This window comes from Piezobacter thermophilus (assembly GCF_055386745.1).
On the sequence record NZ_AP042380.1, the window covers coordinates 1,443,164 to 1,465,739 of the forward strand.

At 67.7% G+C, this 22,576-nt stretch carries 19 protein-coding genes; 11 read left to right on the forward strand and 8 right to left on the reverse strand.

Features of this window, described 5'->3' with window-relative positions:
* Positions 1-5 precede the first annotated feature (5 nt).
* The 5 genes from ACZ5CM_RS07000 to ACZ5CM_RS07020 all read left to right on the forward strand — a co-directional run bounded on the left by ACZ5CM_RS07000 (position 6) and on the right by ACZ5CM_RS07020 (position 6,401).
* Positions 6-1,757, forward strand: coding sequence for a sensor histidine kinase (locus ACZ5CM_RS07000; protein ID WP_464642116.1), 1,752 nt, complete (start codon positions 6-8; stop codon positions 1,755-1,757).
* Positions 1,754-2,971: a sigma-54-dependent transcriptional regulator gene (locus ACZ5CM_RS07005; RefSeq protein WP_464642118.1), complete on the forward strand. Its 1,218-nt coding sequence runs from the start codon at positions 1,754-1,756 to the stop codon at positions 2,969-2,971. The genes ACZ5CM_RS07000 and ACZ5CM_RS07005 overlap by 4 nt, the downstream gene beginning before the upstream one ends.
* A 263-nt stretch (positions 2,972-3,234) precedes the next feature.
* Positions 3,235-4,248: a TRAP transporter substrate-binding protein gene (locus ACZ5CM_RS07010; protein ID WP_464642120.1), complete on the forward strand. Its 1,014-nt coding sequence runs from the start codon at positions 3,235-3,237 to the stop codon at positions 4,246-4,248.
* A gap of 91 nt (positions 4,249-4,339) precedes the next feature.
* Positions 4,340-5,002: a TRAP transporter small permease gene (locus ACZ5CM_RS07015; RefSeq protein WP_464642122.1), complete on the forward strand. Its 663-nt coding sequence runs from the start codon at positions 4,340-4,342 to the stop codon at positions 5,000-5,002.
* 4 nt (positions 5,003-5,006) lie between these two features.
* On the forward strand, positions 5,007-6,401 hold the full coding sequence (locus tag ACZ5CM_RS07020) for a TRAP transporter large permease (protein ID WP_464642123.1): 1,395 nt from the start codon (positions 5,007-5,009) through the stop codon (positions 6,399-6,401).
* A 93-nt stretch (positions 6,402-6,494) separates the two neighbouring features.
* Here the strand turns inward: ACZ5CM_RS07020 and ACZ5CM_RS07025 are convergent, their stop codons facing one another.
* The 3 genes from ACZ5CM_RS07025 to ACZ5CM_RS07035 all read right to left on the reverse strand — a co-directional run bounded on the left by ACZ5CM_RS07025 (position 6,495) and on the right by ACZ5CM_RS07035 (position 9,325).
* Complete coding sequence (locus ACZ5CM_RS07025) at positions 6,495-7,763, reverse strand: MFS transporter (protein ID WP_464642125.1); 1,269 nt, start codon at positions 7,761-7,763, stop codon at positions 6,495-6,497.
* Positions 7,750-8,796 carry a lysylphosphatidylglycerol synthase transmembrane domain-containing protein gene (locus ACZ5CM_RS07030; RefSeq protein ID WP_464642127.1) on the reverse strand — a complete coding sequence of 349 codons (1,047 nt, stop codon included), beginning with the start codon at positions 8,794-8,796 and terminating at the stop codon, positions 7,750-7,752. Before ACZ5CM_RS07030 ends, ACZ5CM_RS07025 begins: the two co-directional genes overlap by 14 nt.
* A 205-nt stretch (positions 8,797-9,001) precedes the next feature.
* Positions 9,002-9,325, reverse strand: a complete 324-nt coding sequence (locus ACZ5CM_RS07035) for a HesB/IscA family protein (RefSeq protein ID WP_464642128.1) — start codon at positions 9,323-9,325, stop codon at positions 9,002-9,004.
* Positions 9,326-9,407: 82 nt separating this feature from the next.
* Here ACZ5CM_RS07035 and ACZ5CM_RS07040 point away from each other — a divergent pair, with 82 nt between their 5' ends.
* Together ACZ5CM_RS07040 and ACZ5CM_RS07045 are read left to right on the forward strand one after the other, a co-directional pair.
* Complete coding sequence (locus ACZ5CM_RS07040; RefSeq protein ID WP_464642130.1) at positions 9,408-10,562, forward strand: deoxyguanosinetriphosphate triphosphohydrolase; 1,155 nt, start codon at positions 9,408-9,410, stop codon at positions 10,560-10,562.
* A gap of 147 nt (positions 10,563-10,709) precedes the next feature.
* Complete coding sequence (locus ACZ5CM_RS07045) at positions 10,710-11,555, forward strand: class I SAM-dependent methyltransferase (protein WP_464642131.1); 846 nt, start codon at positions 10,710-10,712, stop codon at positions 11,553-11,555.
* A gap of 54 nt (positions 11,556-11,609) precedes the next feature.
* On the opposite strand, the gene ACZ5CM_RS07050 is transcribed toward ACZ5CM_RS07045, so the two are convergent.
* Both ACZ5CM_RS07050 and ACZ5CM_RS07055 read right to left on the reverse strand, forming a co-directional pair.
* A complete protein-coding gene (locus tag ACZ5CM_RS07050; RefSeq protein ID WP_464642132.1) occupies positions 11,610-12,902 on the reverse strand; it encodes an O-acetylhomoserine aminocarboxypropyltransferase/cysteine synthase family protein in 1,293 nt (430 codons plus the stop codon).
* 198 nt (positions 12,903-13,100) lie between these two features.
* On the reverse strand, positions 13,101-14,105 hold the full coding sequence (locus tag ACZ5CM_RS07055; protein ID WP_464642134.1) for a hypothetical protein: 1,005 nt from the start codon (positions 14,103-14,105) through the stop codon (positions 13,101-13,103).
* A gap of 159 nt (positions 14,106-14,264) precedes the next feature.
* Between ACZ5CM_RS07055 and ACZ5CM_RS07060 the strand changes: the two genes are divergently transcribed.
* The 3 genes from ACZ5CM_RS07060 (at position 14,265) to preA (ending at position 17,758) form a co-directional block, all read left to right on the forward strand.
* Complete coding sequence (locus tag ACZ5CM_RS07060) at positions 14,265-14,945, forward strand: hypothetical protein (RefSeq protein ID WP_464642136.1); 681 nt, start codon at positions 14,265-14,267, stop codon at positions 14,943-14,945.
* 108 nt (positions 14,946-15,053) lie between these two features.
* Positions 15,054-16,388 (forward strand): NAD(P)-dependent oxidoreductase, encoded by a 1,335-nt coding sequence (locus tag ACZ5CM_RS07065; protein WP_464642138.1) that lies wholly within the window; start codon positions 15,054-15,056, stop codon positions 16,386-16,388.
* Between the two features lie 65 nt (positions 16,389-16,453).
* Positions 16,454-17,758 carry an NAD-dependent dihydropyrimidine dehydrogenase subunit PreA gene (gene preA / locus ACZ5CM_RS07070; RefSeq protein WP_464642139.1) on the forward strand — a complete coding sequence of 435 codons (1,305 nt, stop codon included), beginning with the start codon at positions 16,454-16,456 and terminating at the stop codon, positions 17,756-17,758.
* Positions 17,759-17,866: 108 nt separating this feature from the next.
* Here preA and ACZ5CM_RS07075 read toward each other — a convergent pair whose 3' ends face one another.
* The 3 genes from ACZ5CM_RS07075 to ACZ5CM_RS07085 all read right to left on the reverse strand — a co-directional run bounded on the left by ACZ5CM_RS07075 (position 17,867) and on the right by ACZ5CM_RS07085 (position 22,399).
* Positions 17,867-19,885 (reverse strand): capsular polysaccharide biosynthesis protein, encoded by a 2,019-nt coding sequence (locus tag ACZ5CM_RS07075; RefSeq protein ID WP_464642140.1) that lies wholly within the window; start codon positions 19,883-19,885, stop codon positions 17,867-17,869.
* A 3-nt stretch (positions 19,886-19,888) separates the two neighbouring features.
* On the reverse strand, positions 19,889-21,019 hold the full coding sequence (locus tag ACZ5CM_RS07080; protein ID WP_464642142.1) for a polysaccharide biosynthesis/export family protein: 1,131 nt from the start codon (positions 21,017-21,019) through the stop codon (positions 19,889-19,891).
* A 96-nt stretch (positions 21,020-21,115) separates the two neighbouring features.
* Positions 21,116-22,399, reverse strand: a complete 1,284-nt coding sequence (locus ACZ5CM_RS07085) for a capsule biosynthesis protein (protein WP_464642143.1) — start codon at positions 22,397-22,399, stop codon at positions 21,116-21,118.
* Here ACZ5CM_RS07085 and ACZ5CM_RS07090 point away from each other — a divergent pair.
* Positions 22,398-22,568, forward strand: a complete 171-nt coding sequence (locus ACZ5CM_RS07090; RefSeq protein ID WP_464642145.1) for a hypothetical protein — start codon at positions 22,398-22,400, stop codon at positions 22,566-22,568. The genes ACZ5CM_RS07085 and ACZ5CM_RS07090 overlap by 2 nt on opposite strands.
* Positions 22,569-22,576 lie beyond the last annotated feature (8 nt).

Consider the following 22,576-nt stretch of genomic DNA (forward strand, 5'->3'; position numbering starts at 1 on the left):
CCGCCATGACGGGGTTGCGAGCTGGGCTCAGCTGGATCGTTCCGGCCTTTCTGGTCGCCGTGGCGGCGCTTGCCGCCGGGGTGTGGCGCTATGGCTATCTGCAGGCACTGGACCGGCAGGCGCTGCGCGGGGCGGCCGACCTGGCGCTGGCCAGCGACCGGCTGAGCACCCAGCTGCAGGTCTATCGCGAGTTGGCGGTGCTGATGGCCGATCACCCGGCGCTGCGCGATCTGGCCGATGCGGCGGGCCGGGCGGCGGCGCGGGAGACATTGCGGAAGGTGGCCGACAAGACCTCGGCCTGGGACATCTTCTATGCCGATGCTTCGGGCGTGGTGCAGGTGGCTGCGCGGGGGGCGGGCGGCGAAAGCGTGGCCGGGACCGCGGATTTCCGCCGTGCCATGCAGGGGGCGCTGGGCTCGGACCACGGTCTGCGTGAGGGGCGGCGGGTCTATTCCTATGCGGCGCCGGTCTTTGCCCGCGGAGGCGGCGTGCGCGGCGCGCTGGTGGTGGTGGCCGATGTGGAGGATGTGGAGCAGACATGGGCCGGCAGCGCGCCGGTGGTGTTCTTCACCGACGAGGGTGGCGAGGTGTTCATCTCCAACCGCTCGGAACTGCTGTTCTGGCGGCGCGCGGCCGGGGGCGGGGGGCTGGCGCCTTCGGCAGGTCCGGCGCCCGCCTTCCGGGCCGGGCGCATCGGCCCGCACGAGATCTGGCAGGCCGACTGGGGGCCCTACATTCCTGCCGCTGCGCTGCACCTGTCGAAGGCGCTGCCGGTGATCGGCCTGATCGGAGAGGTGCTGATCGATGTCGCCCCCGCCCGCCGGCTGGCGGCGCTGCAGGCGGCGGCGGTGGCGGCGATCTTTCTGGCCTTCGGGGCGGTTCTGTATCTGGTCACCGAACGCCGCCGGGCGCTGGCGCGGGCCAATGCGGTGCTGGAGGATCGAGTCGCTGCGCGCACCCGGGAACTTTCCGAGGCCAATCAGCGTCTGCGCCGCGAGATTGCCGAACGGCACGAGGCCGAGGCGGCGCTGAAGAAGGCCCAGGCCGATCTGGTGCAGGCCGGCAAGCTCAGCGCGCTGGGGCAGATGAGCGCCGGCATCAGCCACGAGCTGAACCAGCCGCTGATGGCGATCCGCTCGTTCGCCGAGAACGGGGCGCAGTTTCTTGAGCGCGGCCGCACCGATGTGGCCGCCGAAAACCTTGCCCGCATTTCCGAGCTGGCCCGCCGCATGGGGCGGATCATCAGGAACCTGCGCGCCTTCGCCCGGCAGGAAAGCGTGCCGGCCGAACGGGTGGATCTTGTCTCCATCCTTGCCTCGGCCATCGACCTGACCGGGGCGCGGCTGCGGCAGGAGGGGATCGTGCTGGATTACACCCCTCCGTCCGGGCCGATCTGGGTGCGGGGCGGCGAGGTGCGGCTGGGGCAGGTCTTTGTCAATCTCATCACCAATGCCGTCGATGCCATGGCCGGCAGCACCCGCAAGGTGATCGGCCTGCGCATCGAGACGGGCGGCGATCGCGTGGTGGTACGGCTGCGCGATACCGGGCCGGGGCTCGCGATGCCGGACAAGGTGTTCGAACCCTTCTATACCACCAAGGAGGTCGGCGCCTCCGAGGGGATGGGTCTGGGGCTGTCGATTTCCTACGGGATCGTGCAAAGCTTCGGCGGCGACATCCGTGGCTCCAACCCGCCGGGCGGGGGGGCCGAATTCGCGGTGACGCTGGAACGCTGGCAAGAGGAGGAACGGGCGGCATGACCGGAACCGTGCTGCTGGTGGATGACGACCGCGCGGTGCGCGAAGCGCTGGCCCAGACGCTGGAGCTGGCCGATCTGCACCCGATCACGGCCGGCTCGTTCGTGGCGGCGAAGGATCACATCACCCGCGATTTCCCCGGGGTGATCCTCTCCGACATCCGCATGCCGGGGCGCGACGGCTTTCACCTTCTGGCCTATGCGCGGCAGGTGGACGAGGAATTGCCGGTGGTGCTTCTGACCGGCGAGGGGGACATTCCGATGGCTCTGCGCGCGGTCGAACAGGGGGCCTTCGACTTTCTGGAAAAACCCTGTGCCCCCGCTGACCTGCTGGCGGTTCTTCATGCGGCGCTGGACCGTCGCCGGGGGGTGCTTGACGCCCGTGCCGAGCGTGCCCGGCGCGAATCCGGGGACCCGGCGGCGCGGCTGATCTTCGGGGTATCGGACCTGGCCGAGGGGCTGCGCGCGCGGGTGCGCAAGCTGGCGCAGCTTTCCACCGAGGTTCTGGTCACCGGCCCCCCGGGCAGCGGCATTCCCAAGGTGGCCGAGGTGATCCACCTGTGCTCGCCCCGCGCGCAGGCGCCGTTCGAGAAGCGCGCCGCGCAGGACCTCTACCGCGCCGCCCTGTCCGGGGCGCTGGCCGCGGCTGCGGGGGGCACGCTGTTTCTGGACGAAATCGCCCGGCTGCCGCCCGACAGCCAGATCGCCCTGGTCGCCGCGCTGGAAGAGGGGTGCGACGCCCGGCTGGTGGCGGGATCGACCACGGCGCTGGACGAATCGGTCATCTGGACCGACCTGTTCTTCCGCCTGCAGGTGGGGCAGGTACGCATCCCGTCTCTGGCCGAGCGCCCCGAGGACATCCCGGTACTCTTTCGCCACTATGTGGATCAGGCGGCCGAGCAGGCCGGAATCGACCCGCCCGAGGTCACCCCCGAACATGTCGCCGCCCTGATGGCGCGGGACTGGCCCGGCAACGCCCGTTCGCTGATGAGCGCGGCCATGCGGTTCGTCCTGGGCATGCCGGACGAGGCGGTCTCATCGGGTGAACTGGGGCTGGCCGAGCAGCTTGCCCGGGTCGAACGGTCGTTGCTGGTGGCGGCGCTGGGACGCCAGAAGGGGCGGGCCTCGGAAGCGGCGAAGGCGCTCAAGCTGCCGCGCAAGACCTTTTACGACAAGCTGGCGAAATACGGGATTCGCCCCGAGGACTATCGGCGCTGATCTGTGCGGATTTCCGCACAAACCGGTCTGAAGCCTGTGCGGGATTTCGCACAGGACGCAGCGTCACTTTGATGGGATATGCGCGGAAGATCTCTCATGTCATTGAAGTAGCGTCAAAATTCATGATTTCGCCGAATCGGCAAACAAAATGTTGAGCGATTCGCCGCGACTCGCTTCACTTTCTCCGACGCGGCCGGGGCCGTCCGGCGCCCGTTGCCGCGCCCAGTATTCCGAAACTGAATTCTGAGAACCGGAGGAGACCCATGAAGAAATTTCTGACCACCGCCGCCACGGCGCTGGTGCTGGCCGCCATGGCCACGACCGGCCAGGCCAATCCCGAAGGCTGTGACGATGGCGAGATCGTCGTCAAGTTCAGCCATGTGACCAACACCGACAAGCACCCCAAGGGGATTGCCGCCGAGCTGCTGAAGAAGCGGGTGAACGCCGAGATGGACGGCAAGATGTGCATGGAGGTCTATCCCAACTCGACCCTCTACAACGACAACAAGGTGCTCGAGGCGATGCTGCAGGGCGACGTGCAGCTGGCTGCGCCGTCGCTGTCGAAGTTCGAGAAGTTCACCAAGAAGTTCCGCATCTTCGACCTGCCCTTCATGTTCAAGAACATCGACGCGGTGGATGCCTTCCAGGCTTCGCCCGCCGGTCAGGCGCTGCTCGATTCGATGCAGAAGCGCGGCCTTCAGGGGCTGGCCTACTGGCATAACGGCATGAAGCAGATGTCGGCCAACCGGCCGCTGATCAGCCCCAAGGATGCCAAGGGGCTGAAATTCCGCGTGCAAAGCTCAGACGTTCTGGTGGCACAGATGGAGGCGATCGGCGGCATCCCGCAGAAGATGGCCTTCTCGGAAGTCTATGGCGCGCTGCAGCAGGGCGTCGTGGACGGGCAGGAAAACACCTGGTCCAACATCTACGGCAAGAAGTTCTTCGAGGTCCAGGACGGCGTGACCGAGACCAACCACGGCATCATCGACTATCTGGTGGTGGCCAGCGTGGACTGGCTGGACAGCCTGCCGGCCGATGTGCGCGAGCAGTTCCTGACCATCCTCAAGGAGGTCACCGAGACCCGGAACAAGGAATCCACCGCCGTGAACGAGGCCGCCAAGCAGGCGATCATCGACGCCGGCGGGGTGGTGCGCACCCTGACCCCCGAGCAGCGCCAGGAATGGGTCGATGCGATGAAGCCGGTCTGGGAAAAGTTCAAGGGTGATGTCGGGCAGGAAAACATCGACGCCGCCCAGGCCATCAACGCCAAGATGTGATCCATCACCGAAGACGGGCGCGGCGGAACGCGGAAGTCCGCCGCGCCCATTTTTTCGTGTTCTCGAACAGTTCAGGACGGGGGGAGGGCCGATGCAGGGCCGTGGCAGTTCATTCATCGACCGTCTGGAGGAGACGCTGATCGCGGTGATCCTTGGGCTGATGACGGTCATCACATTCGCAAATGTCATCGCGCGCAAGGCGTTCAATTCCAACATCCTGTGGGGGCTGGAGCTGACCGTGTTCCTGTTCGCCTGGCTGGTGCTTCTGGGGGCGTCCTACCTGGTCAAGAAGAACGCGCATCTGGGGGTGGATGCGGCGATCAACATGCTTTCGCGCCCCGCGCGCCGGGTGCTGGCGCTGATTTCGGTGGCGCTGTGCATCGCGTTTGCCTTCCTTCTGCTCAAGGGGGCGTGGGACTACTGGGCCAATTTCGCCAACCTGCCGCAGACCGAGGGGCGCTGGTTCCCGCTGGGATTCGAGGACCGCTTCCGCCCCAAGGGCTGGTACGAGACCAATGACATCCCCATGCCCGACTGGCTGCGCTTCATCGAGGGGCCGATGAATGACGGCGAAGCCTACGAGAAGATTCCCCGTTTCATCCCCTATGCGGTTCTTCCCTTCAGCATGGCCCTGCTTCTGCTGCGCTTCGTGCAGGCGGCGGCGCGGATCTGGCGGGGCGAGATCGATCGGCTGATCGCCAGTCACGAGGCCGAAGACGACGTGGCGGATGCCCGCATCCGCGGGGAGGGCTGATCCGATGACCGTTGCTCTGCTTTTCGCTCTTGTCATCGGGATGCTGTTTCTCGGGGTGCCGATCGCGGTGTCGCTGGGGCTCAGCTCGATCATCTTCCTGCTGCTCTATTCCGACAGCTCGCTGGCCTCGATCGCGCAGACGCTGTTTTCCGCCTTCGAGGGGCACTACACCCTGCTGGCGATCCCGTTCTTCATCCTTGCCTCCTCGTTCATGTCCACGGGGGGCGTGGCGCGGCGGATCATCCGCTTTTCGGTGGCCTGCGTGGGGCATCTGCGCGGCGGGCTGGCGATTTCGGGGGTGTTCGCCTGCATGCTGTTCGCGGCGCTGTCGGGCTCGTCCCCGGCCACGGTGGTGGCCATCGGCTCGATCGTCATCGCGGCCATGCGCCAGGCCGGCTATACCAAGGATTTCGCCGCCGGGGTGATCTGCAATGCCGGCACGCTGGGGATTCTCATCCCGCCCTCGATCGTGATGGTGGTCTATGCGGCCTCGGTCGAGGTCTCGGTCGGGCGGATGTTCCTGGCCGGGGTGATTCCGGGCATCCTGGCCGGGGTGATGCTGATGGTCGCGATCTATGTCATGGCCCGCATCAAGGGCATGCCCAAGGGCGACTGGCAGGGTTGGGGCGAGGTCTGGGACAGCTTCCGCGAGGCCTTCTGGGGGCTGATGCTGATCGTCATCATCATGGTGGGGATCTACGGCATTCCCGGTCTTACGGGGGCCTTCTTCACCCCCACCGAGGCGGCCGCCGTGGCCTCGGTCTACGCGTTCTTCGTGGCCAGCTTCATCTATCGCGACATGGGGCCGCTCAAGGGCGATGGCGAGGGGCGCAACCTGACGCTGCTGGAGCGGCCCGCGGCGCTGGTGACCGCGTTCTTCCACCGCGATACTGTGAACACCCTGTTCGAAGCGGGCAAGCTGACCATCATGCTGATGTTCGTGATCGCCAACGCCTTGATTCTCAAGCAGGTCCTGACCGAGGAACAGGTGCCCCAGCAGGTGGCCAACGCGTTGCTTGGCGCCGGCATGGGGCCGGTGATGTTCCTGGTGGTGGTCAACGTGATCCTGCTGATCGGCGGCCAGTTCATGGAGCCGTCGGGGCTTCTGGTGATCGTGGCGCCGCTGGTCTTTCCCATCGCCATCGAGCTGGGGATCGACCCGATCCACCTCGGCATCATCATGGTGGTGAACATGGAGATCGGGATGATCACGCCGCCCGTCGGGCTCAACCTGTTCGTGACGTCGGGTGTGGCGGGGATGCCGATGATGCGGGTGGTCAGGGCGGCCCTGCCATTCCTTGCGGTGCTGTTCGTGTTCCTGATCCTCGTGACCTACGTGCCGTGGCTGTCCACGGTGCTGCCCAACGCGCTGATGGGGCCCGAGATCGTGACGAAATAGCCGGGCCGGGGCCGGATGGCCAGGCCTTGCCCTCTCTCCTGCGGGGGCGGTGCCCGGCCGGCGCCTGCGCGGCTGAATGGCGGCGCGGCGGGCTCAGCTCCGGCGCATCCGCGACAGCACGGCGAGCTGGCCCAGCGCCGCGGCAATGGCGGCAACGAAGACCGCTGGGGTGGCGATCAGCCCCACCAGTGCCGCCCCCAGCAGCGGCGACAGCGCGGCGGGGGCGGCAAGGGCGTTGAACCATGCCGAATAGGCCGGGCGGCGATCATCGGGCGATATTTCCATCAGATAGCCCAGATAGCCGATCGTCACCCCGTTCATCATCGCGCCGATGACGAAGAACAGCGCCGCAAATCCCGCCATGCCGGCCCCCGTGCCCGCCACCACCAGCACCAGCGCCGGAGGCACCAGCCGCACCATTGCCACCAGGCGCAGAAGCGCGCGTTTGCCCATCCGGTCTCCGACCCGTCCCCACAGCGGGTTCGAGGCCAGCGCGCCCAGCGTCTGTGCCCCCAGCAGCGTGCCGGTTCCGGCCAGCGTGACGCCGCTTTCGCGGGCGGCGACGATGTAGAAGGGCAGCGCCATCAGCGTGGCCGACCCCAGCCACTGGAAGATCACGAACAGCCGGAAGTCGCGGTCGGCACGGAAGGTGGCAAGCCCCTCGCGCAGAAAGGCCCCGATCCCGGCCGGCCGCGCAGCAGGGCGGCCCGCGCGCGGGGCCGGTTCCGGCTCGCCTGCCGAGACGAACAGCGTGGAGGAGACCAGCATCAGCACCGCCCCCATGGCGAAGGCCAGCGCATAGGCCTTCAGAGGCGGCATCACCTCCAGCGTCATTCGCAAGACGGCGGCCACCACGATGGCCAGAAGCCCGCCGCCGAAGAACCGCCAGGCCAGCATCCGGCTGCGGCGGTGCGAGGGGATGGCGCGGCCGACGATGTCGTTGTAGGGCACCGCGACCACGCCGCTGATGAAGGCGTAGAGTGTCCACAGCGCCAGGAACCCGGTGACCAGCGGCACCGGCGGCCAGTCGAATTGCGGCCAGTCCGACCCCCACCACAGCAGCGCCGCGATGGCTGCCGCCGCCGCCGCCCGGCCATAGGCGCCGAAGGCGTAGAACGGCATCCGCCGCCGTGCCCTCTGGGCCAGGTAGCCCACCGGCAGCTGCGACAGCAGCCATCCCAGCCGCAGCACCGCGCTGGCATATCCCACCGCCAGCGCGCTGCCGGTCAGCATGTGCACGAGGCTGGCCACCACTGTGGCGCTGTCCACGGCGGCCGAGCCGCCCTGAAAGGCGGCTCCCGCCCCGGCGATGCGGCGAAAACGGCGGCGCAGCAGCACCGCATCGCGCTCAGCTGCTGGCATGTTCCGTCTCCGCCTCTGCTTTTGCCTGTGCAGCGGCCCGCGCGCGCGAGATGTCGATGCCCGACTGCCACAGCACCACCAGCCCCACGCCGACCATCAGGATGACGGTGAAGATGTAGCTGAACAGGATCATCAGCAGCGCCGGCTCGTCCGCCACCCCCAACGCCTTGAGCGCGAATCCCGCCCCGAAGACGAAGCTGGCCGGGATCCGCACGAAACGACCCAGCACCATGGCAAAGCCCGCAAATACCATCAGGAACAGATAGTCCCACGGGCTCAGCACCACGCCGACGGCAAGGCCTGCCCACAGGAAATGGGTGGCTGCCACCAGCTTGCCCAGCACCGCAGCGGCAATGGCGGCGATGCGTCGGGCGCTCTCGCGCGGCCAGATGATGCCGTCGGCCAGTGCGGCCCGCAATTGGGGGCCGCTGGTGCCCAGCCGCCGGGCAATGCGATCGAAGATCCGCGCCGCCAGCGGCCCGTCGCGCAGGAACATCTCACGGTAGCGGAACAGAACCCACAGCAGCCCTCCGAACAGGGCGAGGTTCAGCGCCCCGGCGATGCTCAGCCCCAGGCGCAGGTCGCCTTCGATCCGGGGAATGCGCCCCGAAGCCGCCACCAGGCCGGCAAACAGCGCAAAGACCACGCCGTCAAGAAAGCGGGCAATGACGGTGGTGGCCAGCACCGTGCCCATCCTGAGCCCGTCCAGGCGGGCCACCAGCCAGGCCCGCACCAGCGGGCTGATGCCCACGGGCACAAGGACATTGGCCCCATATCCGGCCAGCAGCGCGCCGGTCAACCGAAGCGTGCCGACCAGTTTCACATCGGCCAGGATCTGGCGCCACTTCCAGCCTGAAAGAAGCTGCTCCAGCAGGATCGCCGCGCCGAGAACCGCAAGCCACAGGGGGTTCGCGGCGCCCAGCCCCTCCATGAAGCGGGCGAAATCCAGCCCCCCGTAGAGGCGAAAGATCAGCCACAGCGCCACGCCCGCGCCGAAGACCGGCAGCAGCCAGCGTTTGACGAATCGTTTCATGCGCTCCCGTGCCTCCCGTCATCCGCCCGCCCGTGCCGCCGGGGCATGTGGCGCTTCCGCACATTTCTTCCGCCCGGTCGCGCCCACCGCCCGGGCGGTTGCCTGCCTGATGCGGCGGGCGTGGCCGAACCCGATCACGCGCGACATGCTTTAGCCCCCGTACCATGGTACGGAGTCAATCGGATTCGGGGCCGGGCGGGGGGATTCAGATCGAGAACGACGTGCCGCAGCCGCAGGAAGAGGTGGCGTTCGGGTTGTCGATCACGAAGCGCGCGCCGATCAGTTCCTCGGTGAAGTCGATGACCGCGTTGGACAGGAAGGGCAGGGACATGCTGTCCACTACGACCTTCTGGCCGTGGCCTTCCAGCACCAGGTCGCCCTCTTTCGGGGTGTCGAGCTGGATGGCGTACTGGAACCCCGAACAGCCGCCGCCCTCGACCGCGACGCGCAGGGCCTGGCCCTGCTCGGCGGCGCCGATTTCCGCAAGCCTGGCAAAGGCGCGGTCGGTAACCTTGGGGGGCAGTTGCATGGGGGGCGTCTCCGGCTGTTTCCATCTGTCGCGTGGTGCAATATAGAAACCGCAGGGACAGGCGACAAGGACAACACGGCAGATGCGAGCGCCCTATGCCTGCGATCCGGCCCGCAGCCGCGGTCGGCTGGTGGCCGAGGAGGAAAGCCATTTCCGGACCTGCTTTCAGCGCGACCGGGACCGGATCATCCATTCCAGCGCCTTTCGGCGGCTCAAGCACAAGACCCAGGTCTTTGTCGAGCATGAGGGCGACTATTACCGCACCCGGCTGACCCATTCGATCGAGGTGGCGCAGGTGGCGCGCACGATCGCCGGCGCGCTGGGTCTGGACGAGCAGCTGACCGAGGCAGTGGCGCTGGCCCATGATCTGGGCCATCCGCCCTTCGGCCATACCGGCGAGGATGCCCTGCATGCGCTGATGGCCCCTTTCGGGGGGTTTGATCACAACGCGCAGGCCATCCGCATCGTCACCGAGCTGGAGCGGCATTACGCCGAATTCGACGGGTTGAACCTGACCTGGGAGACGCTGGAGGCCATCGCCAAGCATAACGGCCCGGTCACGGGCGAACTGCCCTGGGCGCTGGCGGAATATGTTTCCCGGCACGATCTGGAGTTGCAGACCCATGCCAGCGCCGAGGCCCAGGTGGCGGCGCTGGCGGATGACATCGCCTACAACAACCACGATCTGCATGACGGGTTGCGCGCGGGCCTTTTCACCGACGAGGAGATTGCCGCGCTGCCGATCATCCGTGATGCCTATTGCGAGGTGGACCGGCGCTGGCCGGGGCTTGACCTTCACCGTCGCCGGCACGAGGCGCTGCGGCGGGTGTTCGGGGTGATGGTTGCCGATGTGATCGACAGCTCGCGGGCGCTGCTGGCCGCCAGCGGCGCGCGGGATGCGGGCGGGATCCGGGCGGCCGGGCGGTCGCTGGTGCGGTTTTCGGATGCGTTATGGGCCGATCTGGAGCAGATCCGCGCATTTCTGTTCCGGCATATGTACCGGGCGCCATCGGTGATGGAAATCCGGACCCGCATGCGGCGGGTGGTGGAGGAGCTTTTCCCGCTTTACATGGACGATCCCGCCCTGCTGCCCGATCCGTGGCAGGGCGACGTGGCACGGGCCGAGGGTGAGGTCGGGCTTGCGCGGGTGGTGTCCGACTACATTGCCGGGATGACCGACCGGTTCGCGCTTCTGGAACATGCGCGGCTGACCGGAACCCGCATTGCCGAGCGCTGATCGGCCAGGGCCCGGGAACGCGCTGCGCGCGTGCCTCCGGCGGGAGTATTTTCGGCAAGAGGAAGGGGTGGTGTGGAAGCGGCTTGCGCGGGGCTGTGCAGCTGCCTATGCAGATCGTCACTTGACGAAAATGCCGGAGATGATTTCATGGCCAGACGAAAATTTCACAAGATCAACGCATTGCTTGAAGAACTTGATGTGAAGATCGCGGATCTCGGGCGCGAAAGGGAAGAGCGCGCCCGGCTGATGGCCTTCGAACGGGCCGGTGGGCTGGATCGGCCGGTCTATGCCTTGTCACCGGGGATGGCGGATTTCGATCCCTCGCCCATGGTGGCGGCCTGCGGGGAGCATGCCGAGGCCCTGGCCCGGCTGGCCGATCCGGGGGGGACGGAAACCGGCTATGTGTCGGGAAACGGCTGGTATGACAGTCCCGATGCCGAGGTGCTTTATCTGATGATCCGCCGCCTTGCGCCGCGGCGCGTGATCGAGGTGGGTTGCGGCAATTCCACCCGCATCACCCGGCAGGCGGCGCTCGATGGCGGGCTGGACACCGTCATCACCGCCATCGATCCCCGGCCGCGCGCCGACATTGCTCATCTGGTGGACCGGTTCGAGCAGAAGCGGCTGGAAGAGGTCGATCCGGCGCTGTTCGGGGAACTGGAGGTGGGAGACGTGCTGTTCATCGATTCCAGTCACGAGGTTCGCGTGGCAAATGACGTGGCGCGACTGTTCTGCCGGCTCATCCCGGCGCTGGCCTCCGGCGTGGTGATCCATGTCCACGACGTGTTTCTGCCTTGGGAATACCCCAAGCGGTTCTTCCACGACTGCCCCGGCTGGGGGGAGCAGTATCTTCTGCACGCGCTGCTGCAGGGCGGGGGGTACGAAATGCTCTGGCCCGGCTACTACCTGCAACGGCAGCGGCCCGATGCGGTGGCCGCCCTGCCGTTCCTGATGCAGGGGCGGGCGCAGAGCATCTGGATACGCAAGCTCTGACACCGGGCCTTGATGCCGGGGTGCGGCCTTGCGGATTTGCACCCCGGCCCGGTCTCAGGCGGTGGCCTTTTCCAGTGCCTGGTCGAGGTCGCGGATCAGGTCGTCCGGGTCCTCGATTCCGATCGACACGCGCACCACGCCGGGGCCGGCGCCGGCGGCTTCCTGCTGTTCTGGCGTAAGCTGGCGGTGCGTGGTCGAGGCCGGGTGGATGATCAGCGAGCGCGTGTCGCCCAGATTGGCCACGTGGCTGAAGATCTGCAGCGAATCCACCAGCCGGATGCAGGCATCGTAGCCCCCCTTCACGGCAAAGGTGAACAGCGCCCCCGCGCCCTTCGGGTAGAGCTTCTGCGCCCGCTCGTACCAGGGCGAGGAGGGCAGCCCGGCATAGGTGACGGTCTCGACCCGCGGGTCGGCCTCGAGCCAGGCGGCGATCTTGCGCGCGTTCTCCACGTGGCGCTGCATCCGCAGACTCAGCGTTTCGATCCCCATCAGCGTGTAATGTGCCGCCTGCGGGTTCATGGTCATGCCCAGATCGCGCAGGCCGATGGCGATGCCGTAGAAGGTGTAGGAAAGGGGCCCGAAGGTTTCATGGAACTTCAGTCCGTGATAGGCGGGCTCGGGCTCGGACATCGAGGGGAACTTGCCGCCGGCGGACCAGTCGAAATTGCCCGAATCCACCACCGCGCCGCCGGTCACGGTGCCGTTGCCGGTCAGATACTTGGTGGTCGAATGCACCACCAGCGTGGCGCCCTGCTCGATGGGGCGGCACAGCCATGGCGTGGCCGAGGTGTTGTCGATGATCAGCGGCAGCCCCGCTTCCTGCGCCACTTCGGCCACGGCGGGGATGTCGGTGACATAGCCGCCGGGATTGGCGATGGATTCGCCGAAGATCGCCCGCGTGTCGTCGTCGATGGCCGCGCGCAGCGCGTCGAGGTCGTCGAAATCCACGAACTTCGCCGACCAGCCGAACTTGCGGATGGTGTTGGAGAACTGCTGCACCGTGCCGCCGTAAAGCCGGGTCGAGGCCACCACGTTGCGCCCGGGCTGCATCAGCGGGAACAGCGCCATGATCTGAGCTGCATGCCCCGAGGAACAGCACACCGCGCCCACGCCGCCCTCCAGCGTGGCGATGCGTTCCTGCAGCACGGCGACGGTGGGGTTGGTGAGACGCGAGTAGATATATCCCACTTCCTGGAGGTTGAAGAGCGCCGCCGCGTGATCGGCGTCGCGAAACACGTAGGCCGTGGTCTGGTAGATCGGCGTCTGCCGCGCGCCCGTGGCCGGATCGGGCCGGGCGCCCGCGTGAATCTGCAACGTGTCGAAACCGTAACCGGCAGCGTCGGACATGGTGAATCCCCTCTGATGTCGAATGTCCCGGCAACAGTTATTGAATTCGCGCAACCGGCACAACGCCCACCGAAAATCATTCTGTTTTTCAGATATATGCAGCGCGCCGGACAAGCGCCGCCGCCTTCCTCTTGCCTGAAATACTCCGGGGGGAGCCGAAGGCGGGGGGCAGAGCCCCCCTTGGGCACGCGCGGGCCCTCACCGCATCCAGAACCCCGCCGCCCTGATCCGGTTGCGGATCGCCTGCTCCTTGCGTGGCAGGTTGTCCCGGTCGAACAGCGCCCGCACCTTCCGGCCCCGGCCCTGATAGACCATCCGCTTGATCGGCTCGTGCCCCTTCAGCACCTTCTTGATCCGGTTCGGAGCGGCCACCGTTTCCAGCACCTCCACCACCCGGTCGCTCTCGCGGGCATAGAGCAGCGGGAAATGCCGGTAGTGGCAGGTTACTTCGCCGTCCAGGAGCCCCTCCGGCAACACGTCCCGCCCGCCACCGAAGGAATGGATGACCAGCGGCAGGACAATCTGGTCGAGCCACGGGTCAAGGCTCTGCCCCACCAGCTCGGGCGGGGGATCGTCGCGCACCGACAGGGCATATTCCAGAAATCGCGCGCCGAAAGCCTGCGGGTCGGAATGAAAGAACCAGCCGGCGTTGAAATAGAGATAGCGCTTCCAGTAGCCGTCGGGCTGGGTCAGATCCAGGCTGCTGTCGAAATCCAGCCCGAACCGGTCATAGAGCGATTTCCAGATGCCCGCATGGCCGGGGCCGTAAAGGGTGGGCTGCGGCCAGGTCCCTTCGCGCCGCAGCGAGGCGCCGGGGCGGTCGAAGTCGAAAGGCACCCGGTCTAGATCGTCCAGGATCAGCGTATCGGTGTCGAAAAACACGAAGGGCTCGCCCGCGGGCAGCGCCGCCAGCGCCTCGATCTTGTTGCCATGGGGGTAGCTGGCGCCGAAGGCGCGGCTCTCGAAGGGCAGGATCTCCGCCCCCAGCCGGTCGAGCGCCTCCAGCACCTGGCCGTTTCGGATCGATGGATCCTCGGGCCAGTTCGGCCCCGGTTGCGGGACGCCGACGAAAAGCCGCCCGGCGAAATCCGGGCTGCAATGGCGCAGGGAAGCTGCGAAAAGCACCGCCTCGTACTGCAACCGGCCATGCTGGCCGATCACGAGGATATTGAACGCTTGGCGTGATGCTCTCTTCTTTGCCATACTGCCCCTGTCCGCCCCGGGATCTCCCGGCCGCCGCGCAAGGGCGCCCGTTCGGGATCTTTCGGGCAGTATAGATTGAAGGGAAAGAGGCAAAAACCCCGGATTTTCGCCCTCGGATTTTCGCAAGGGGCGGGAACGGCAAGCGCCGGAGGCAAGTCGATGCTTGAGATCATTCTTTTCATGCTGGCGGCCGCCGTTCATGCGGCGCAGCCGCAGGCGGGGGCGCCCGGCACGGCCCCCTCCGAAACCGCGTCCGAAACGCAGGCTGCCCCCCCGGCCCCGACCGTCGCCGATCGGGCCTTGCCGGCTTCGCCCGAAGGGGGCGCGGGCGACAACATCGCGCGGGCCGGGACGCAACAGGCCACGGCGTCCCCGCCGCCGGCTTTCCTTGCCCCGCCCGCCACTGCCGCTTCGGAGGGCGGCAGCGCGCCGGTCTTCCTCGCCCCCAAAAAACCGGCGCTCCAGCCCGAGCCGCAGGTGCCCACGGGGCGCTTCACCACCGCCGTCGAGGTCAAGCCGATCCTGAGAGCGACGAAATCCAGCTGGATCACGGTGCGCCCGTTCAACGGGCAGGACCTGGTCTATGTCACCCAGATCTGGGCATGGCGCTGCGGGTTGCTCGAACTGAAGGTCGGGATCAACGGCAATCCGCCCGAGCCCTGGCCGCTGCCCCCCTGCCACATGGACCTGGCGACGCCAAACGCGGTTCTGGAAACCGACGGCCTTCCTTACCGGGCCTTTCCGGCCGGCTCGGTGGCGATGGTCGAGGTGGAGCTGACCTACGACGATCTCGACAAGGATCGGGGAAAGTTCAACCGGCAGGGAATGCCGATTCCGTGAAACCCGGCCCGCTCGACGATTTTTACCGATCGGTAAAATTTACCAATTGATAAAATTTCAGATTGTGGCACTCTGGGGGAAAGGAAACGACCTTCAGGGAGACACGAGATGGCGAATGGCCCCTTGGCGCCCGGCATTCGTGCCGGCCGGGTTCCGGCCGAACAGCTGGCCGCGAATTTCAGCGATCTTCACCCGCCGCTTGACCCGCACGAGGCGGCGGTGGCAGCGGATCGCTGCTATTTCTGTTACGATGCCCCCTGCACCGAGGCCTGCCCCACGGGCATCGACATTCCGCTGTTCATCCGCCAGATCCAGACCGGGCACCCGGAAGGGGCAGCGCGGACGATCCTGTCGCAGAACATCCTGGGCGGCATGTGCGCGCGGGTCTGTCCGGTGGAGACCCTGTGCGAATCCGCCTGCGTGCGCGAAGAGGCCGAAGGGCACCCGGTCGAGATCGGCCGCCTGCAGCGTTTTGCCACCGACCGGCTGATGGAAAAGGGCGTGCACCCCTTCTCCCGCGCTGCCGCCACGGGGCGGCATGTGGCGGTTGTCGGTGCTGGCCCCGCGGGGCTGGCCTGTGCGCATCGGCTGGCGATGCTCGGGCACGAGGTGACGATCTTCGAGGCCCGCGAAAAGCCCGGTGGGCTCAACGAATACGGAATCGCCGCCTACAAGACGGTAGACGGCTTCGCCGCGGCCGAGGTGGACTGGCTGCTGAAGATCGGCGGCATCCGCATCGAGACCGGCCGCGCTCTGGGCAAGGGGCTGACGCTGGAGGGGCTGCGCGCCGATCACGACGCGGTGTTCCTTTCCATCGGCCTGGGCGGGGTCAATGCCCTGGGCGTCCCGGGCGAGGATCTGGCCGGCGTGCGCGACGCGGTGGATTTCATCGCCGAGCTGCGCCAGGCCGATGATCTGGCCTCTGTGCCGGTGGGGCGCGACGTGGTGGTGATCGGTGGCGGCATGACGGCCATCGATGCGGGGGTACAGGCAAGGCTGCTGGGGGCGGAGAACGTCACCATCGCCTATCGGCGCAGCCGGGCGGAGATGCCGGCGAGCCGCTACGAGCAGGATCTGGCCGCGACTCGCGGGGTGCGGCTGATGTTCAATGTCCGTCCCGTCAGGGTTCTGGGCGAGGGTGCGGTCAGCGGCATCGAGCTGGAATACACCACCGTCGAGAACGGCACCGTGACCGGCACGGGCGAGACGGTGACACTGGCTGCCGATCAGGTGTTCAAGGCCATCGGCCAGACGCTGATGGGCGCCCCCGAGGGGCTGACCATCGCGGGTGGCAAGATTGCCGTCACCGGGGCCGGGCGGACGGGTATCGAAGGCGTCTGGGCCGGGGGCGACTGCGCCGCCGGGGGCGAGGACCTGACCGTGACCGCGGTGGCCGAGGGACGCGACGCGGCGCTGGACATCGATGCCGCCCTGCGCGGCTGAGGCCGGGCAGTGGCTGATGCGCACCGCAAGCAAGCAACAGACGCTCTGACAGGGAGGCCGGATCAATGGCTGATTTGACGACCGAATTTCTGGGGATCACTTCTCCCAACCCGTTCTGGCTGGCCTCGGCGCCGCCGACCGACAAGGAGTACAATGTCCGCCGCGCCTTCGAGGCCGGCTGGGGCGGCGTGGTATGGAAGACCCTGGGCGAGGACGGCCCGCCGATCGTGAACGTGAACGGGCCGCGCTACGGGGTGGTGCACGGCCCGGACCGGCGGGTGCTGGGGCTGAACAATATCGAGCTGATCACCGACCGGCCGCTGGAGGTGAACCTGGAAGAGATCGCGCGGGTCAAGGCGGACTGGCCCGACCGCGCGGTGGTGGTGTCGATCATGGTGCCCTGCGACGAGGCGTCATGGAAACGGATCCTCCCGCGGGTGGCCGAAACCGGCGCCGACGGCATCGAGCTGAATTTCGGCTGCCCGCACGGGATGAGCGAACGCGGCATGGGCGCGGCGGTGGGCCAGGTGCCGGAATACATCGAGATGGTCACCCGCTGGTGCAAGGAAAATTACGACAAGCCGGTGATCGTGAAGCTGACCCCGAATATCACCGACATCCGCTATCCGGCGCGGGCGGCGAAGAACGGGGGTGCCGATGCGGTCAGCCTGATCAATACCATCAGCTCGATCACGGCGGTGGATCTGGACAGTTTCAGCCCCGAACCTTCCATCGATGGCAAGGGTAGCCATGGCGGCTATTGCGGGCCGGCGGTGAAGCCGATTGCGCTGAACATGGTGGCCGAGATCGCCCGCGACCCGGAAACCGCCGGGCTGCCGATCAGCGGCATCGGCGGGGTGACCACCTGGCGCGATGCGGCCGAGTTCATGGCGCTGGGGGCCGGCACCGTGCAGGTGTGTACCGCGGCCATGGTCTACGGCTTCAAGGTGGTGGAAGAGATGATCTCGGGTCTGTCGGACTGGATGGACGAAAAGGGCTATGAGCGGGTGTCCGATTTCGTCGGCCGGGCGGTGCCCAACGTCACCGACTGGCAGTATCTCAACCTCAACTACATCACCAAGGCGGTGATCGACCAGGACAAGTGCATCAAGTGCGGGCGCTGCCACATCGCCTGCGAGGATACCTCGCATCAGGCGATCTGGATGAAGGAGAGCCGCGTTTTCGAGGTCAATGATGCCGAATGCGTGGCCTGCAACCTGTGCATCGACGTCTGCCCGGTGGAAGGCTGCATCACCATGAAACGCCTGGCGCCCGGCGAGGTGGACCCGCGCACCGGCAAGGTGGTGCCCGAGGAATACGGCAACTGGACGACCCATCCCAACAACCCTTCGGCCCGGGCGGCGGAGTAGGGTCTGGTTGCGTTTTCGGGCTGCGGGGGGCTCTGCCCCCCGGCCTGCGGCCTCCCTCCGGAGTATTTGGGGCAAGAGGAAGGGGCCGGGGCGGGGTGACGTGCCGGCTCAGCGCCACAGGGTGGCGTGGCTGGCCAGCAGGCCCTGGAGTTTCGACAGGGTGCGGTTGGCGGCGCCGGGGCGGGGGATGGTTCCGGCGGCAAGCCGTTCGGCCACCACCTCGACCGGGCAGGGCTGGCCGGTGAGCGGGTCGAGATAGCGCGGATAGTCGATCAGCGCGGCGTGGACCAGCCCGGCCAGATCGGGCCGGGCCCGGCGGCGGGCGGGGATGGTGCCCAGATCGGTCGTCAGCCCCCAGCCGGCGTAGAAGGGCGCCCCCAGCGTGGTGACCGGGATGTGGCGCAGCAATGCCTCGAACCCTGTCAGCGAGGTGATGGTCCAGACCTCCTGCACCTGGGCCAGAAGTGCGGCCGGGTCGGCATTGGTCGCGATCACGTCGGCCAGCCCCTCGGCGGCGATGGCGCCGTCGCGCAGGCCGGCCTCTACATCCGGGTGCGGCTTGTAGATGATCACCGCGTTGGGGCGGGCCTCCCGCGCTGCGCGCAGCAACGCCAGATTGGTGCGGATGGCGCCGGCGCCGGTGCGGATCGAGGCATCGTCCTCGACCTGTCCGGGGACCAGCAGCTTGTGGCCGGGGGGCAGGGCGGGGATGCCGGCGCCGGTGTTGTATTTGCTCAGCCCGGCATCGGTGAGCAGCCGGATCAGCCGCTCGGCGCGGGCGCGCTGATCGGGGCGCAGGCGGGCGCGGCGGGCGATCAACTCTTCCAGCCGGCTGGGCTGCGAGGGGTCGTAGTAGATGCCCAGATCGTCGGCGACCAGCGACAGGGGCGGCACCAGTTCGGCTCCCAGCCCGCGCGAGCGCAGGAAGCCGTCCTCGATACGCACTGCGTCCCCATGTTCGGGTCCGGCCCGGCTGGCCCAGACCATGCGGGGGCGGCCGCTGCGCCGGGCGCGGGCGGGGTCGTCGGTGAAGATCACCCGCCGCTGCCGTCCGAACATGCGTTGCAGCGGGGCCCGTTTCCACAGCCGCATTCCGCTGGCGACCCATCCCTGCCGGTCCTGCCGCCAGGCGCGGGCCTGCGCCTCGAGATTGTCCAGGACCACCTCGAGCTCGCACAGCCGGTCGCGGAAGGGGTCGTACCAGGTGGGGTAGAGGATCATCGCCGCGGCGAAAAGCTGGGCGCGGGTCAGCTTGCGGCCGCGGCGGGGCAGGGGGGATTCGTCCTGCGTCAGCCCCCAGCCGGCATAGAAGGGGGTGCCGAAGACGCGCGGGCGGTGGCCGGCCAGGATCGCCTCGAACCCCATCTGGGAGGAGACCGTATAGACGGCGATGGCGCCGTCCAGAAGCGCCCAGGGGCTGACCGTTTCGCTCAGCAGCGCGACCCGGCCGTCCGCGTCCTCGGGCCGGTAGTGGCCGGGTCGGAACCGGGCGGCGGTTTCGGGGTGGGTCTTGATGAGGATGCGCGCGCCGGGGTTTTCTTCCTGCGCATGGACCAGCATTTCGAGGAAACGGGCACGGTCGGCGCCGCTTGCGCGGACCGAGGCATCGCCGCGTGTCTGGTCGATGACCAGCACATAGCCGGGGGGCGGGGCCGGTGCTGCCGGGTCGAAGGCGCAATACTTGCTCAGGTGCAGTTCGCGCAGCCGCGCGATGGCGTCGCGGGCGCGGTTCAGCAGCGCGGTATCGTCCAGCGGCGCGCGCGCCAGCAGGGTTTCGAGGTCGGATGGCGCCGAGGGGTCGAAATGCGCTCCGGCCCGGTCGATCAGCAGGCCCGCGGGCGGTTCTCCGGCGCGGCCCGGGTGCAACGAGCGCAAGAAGGCATCCTCGACCGTGACCACCGGCACGCCGCGGCGCCGCGCGATGGCGCGGCCGCGATGCGCCGTGGGGCTGTTGCCCCAGACCGCCACCATGTCGCCCCGCGCGCGGCGGGGCAGGCCCAGCCGCAGGTCATATCCGGAAAGCTGCAGGATGCGGCGCAGGCGCCGCTGGGAGAGGAAGCCGCGATTGTAAACGAAAAGCCGGGGGCGCGCGCCCCCGGCCGCCTTGGCTTGCATCGGTTCGGTCATCGCCTAGCGCGTCAGGGTCCGGGCATTGGCAAACGGCGTCAGCGTGCCGGTGATGAGCGAAAGCGTCTTGGTCCATTGCGCATAGGGCGCCTCGGTGACGTAGAGCGTGTCGTCATCGCGGATCACGAAGTCGCGCGCAAGGAACATGCCGTTGGGCTCGGTCAGGTTCAGCACGTAGACCATGCGCTGCGCCCCCTGCAGGTCGGTCCGGCCCAGCACCTGGTTGGCGATCTCGGCCGGTTCGTTGCGGAAGATGAAGACGCCGGTTGGGTCGGAGGACAGCGACAGCAGCCCGCCGACCCGGGCGATGGCCTCCAGCGCCGACATGTCCTGCGTCTCGAAGGGCACGCGGGTCTGGGTGTTGGTGGCGCCCAGCGCGGTGAAGGCGCGGGTGTCTTCCTGCACGAGGATGCGGTCGCCGGCGCGCAGCGCGATGTCGAGGCGCGGGTTGTCATAGAGATCCTGAAGCCAGATCTTGCCCTGCTGGTCGCCGCGGATCACCGTGACCTGGGCGATTTCGGGCTTGATGGTCACGCCGCCGGCCTTGGCCAGCATGGCCGACAGGGTCCGGGTCGGGCGTTCGATGGGATAGACCCCCTGTGCCCCCACCGCGCCGACCAGCGACACGGTGGCCCCGTCGCCGGCCAGCCGGCGCACCTCGACCTGCGGGTCGGGGGTCTGATCCTGGAGTTTTTCGGTGATCATCCGGCGCAGCTGGTCCGGTGTGTTGCCGCTGGCGCGCAGGCGCCCGGCATAGGGCACGAAGATGTAGCCTTCGCCATCGACCTGCACCTCCTGCAGCTGGGTGGCGTTCATGCCCTGGTTGGCCAGCAGCCCGTCATCGACGTTTTCCCAGATCGTCAGGCCCAGCACGTCTCCGGGCCGGATCATGTCCGAGGTCAGTTTCCCGGCGCTGGTGAAGGACCGGGAAAAGCCCAGCGCGGGCACCACGGCGGTGGCGCGGGTGACGCGGTCGTTCACCGCGACGATGAAGGCGTCGCCCTGCTTCTGCACCGAGCCGGCATAGATTTCACGCTTGTTCGGGCCGACGCGCGGCAGGGTACACGATGCCGCAATGGCCAGCGCGGCCAGCGCGAGGACGGGCTTCGCCCATCGGATTGACACGGATTTCACTGCTCGGTCTCCTCGACCTGTATTGGTTCTGCCTCGATTTTTTCAGGCAAGCTATCGGAATCCGGCGTGAAAATCCAGTCTCGGCTTGTGCCGTGCTCAGCGCACCAGTCGCAACTGTTGCCGCGGTGCCGCTGTTCCCAGTCGCAGCGCGTCGTAAGGGTCTTCGGGCGAAAGCATCATGTCCACCACGTGACGCAACAGCCGGCGCCGTCCGTGACGGGAGTAGAAACCGCCCGGGATCTGGCTCGTTTCCAGCAGAAAGCGGCGGAAATCGCGATAGGCCCGCAGGTCCGGCCGCCGCGGGCGGGCGAAGAATTCGGCCAGTGGCTGGTCGGAGACCAGCTCGGGCTTGGCATAGACGGCGCGGCCGAAGCTGCGCAGCGGCATTCCCCGCCACAGGACCTGCTGGCCGGCGGTGGAATTGACCGTCACCGCCGATCGCGCTTCGCCCAGGAGTTGCGCGAGCTTGCCACCGCGCACGAAATGGACGCGCTCGGCAAGCCCGTGCGCGCGGGTCAGCCGGCGGAGCTCCTGCCGGATTGGTGCGCGGCCGTCTTCCAGCGGATGCGCCTTGACCACCAGGTGGTGATGCGGCGGGGCGCCGGCGGCGAAGCCCTCGATCAGCAGCTCCAGGAATTCGGTCATCGAGGTGAAGGGGGAATGCGCGCGGAAGCTGCTGTCATGTTCCAGTTGCAGCAGGGCCAGGTGATAGGGAAATCCTCCCGAGCGCACCCGCCAGGTTTCCAGCCGCCGCTCGGCCGCGTGGGCGGGCAGCAGAAGAAGCCGTCGCAGGTAGAGGCGGAATTCCTGCCGCACGGTCAGGTCGCGATGGGGGCGGAAATTGCGGTAGCGCCCGTTTCGGAACATGACGAACCAGTGATAGAGCGCGCCGTAGAACATGTGCTGGCGCATGTCGCCCCAATGGGCCGGCGGCAGCGGCGTTTCCATGTCCGCCTGGGCCAGCGCCGCCTGCATGTCGGAGATGGACAGATCCATCAGCCGCGAATTGCCGTTCGAGCCGCCGCGTTCATAGGTAACCCAGTAGGGGCGCAGATAGCCCTCTTCGAAGACGTGGACGGTCAGCCCGCGCGCCCGGGCGGCGGCGATGGCTGTGGTGTGGACGGGGCGGGTGTCGCCGTAGAGCACGATGTCGGTGATCCGGTGGCGGTCGAGCAGCGCCGCGCAGGTGGTGGGCCAGGCCGCGAGCGGAGCGTCGTGGCGGATGTAGCTGTTGCGGTCGCGCCAGAAGGCTTCGTCGCCAGCGTTGAAGCCCACGCGCCGGACCGTCGCTCCGGCCTTGCGCAGCATCCGCGCGAGGCCCTGGAAGAAGGGTCCGTGCGGTCCCTGCAGGAACAGGAAGCGGCGATCGGACAGGGTCATGGTTTCACCTTGCCTCCACAATGGCATCGCGCGCATCCTGACTGTCGAGTTGGGCGAAACTATGGCTCTGCCGGGGCGGGGCCGCAAGGGCGGGGCGGCGGCGACGGCGGTTTCGTTGCGTCGCTTCGGGCTTGCCCGCGCCGCCGTGGGGGGCTACCTGACGGGGTGAGGCCGGAC